Here is a 281-nt window from a genome sequence, read left to right on the forward strand (position 1 = left end):
CTTTCCTTTGGAAACTGCCTTCGCGGCAAAAGGTAGAATGGTTGCCTTCTTCGAGGAGGCCAATATGAACAAATGGTATGTATATGAAACGAGCTATATCGATTGGGCTTGGAGCGCGCTCCGATCGGTCGACGAAACCCGGGCGATTTTAGCCGACAACACGAACGACGAATGGGGTGATTTAAGCCAGCACGGCGTCGATGAATTCGACGCAAGCTTCGCGGAGGCCCGACGCCTCGCTTCTGACCACGGCTGGGAAGGAGACTATCGGCAAGGCCCGG

The 281-nt window shown here is 55.2% G+C and carries 1 protein-coding gene; it reads left to right on the forward strand.

Annotated features, from left to right (window positions below):
- Window positions 1–64 precede the first annotated feature (64 nt).
- The coding region (locus tag SB771_RS34110; protein ID WP_410721933.1) for a hypothetical protein at window positions 65–281 on the forward strand (217 nt) is incomplete at its 3' end.

Origin of the sequence: Burkholderia sp. SIMBA_051 (assembly GCF_046534915.1) — a bacterium.
GTDB classification, from domain to species: Bacteria; Pseudomonadota; Gammaproteobacteria; order Burkholderiales; family Burkholderiaceae; genus Burkholderia; species Burkholderia ambifaria.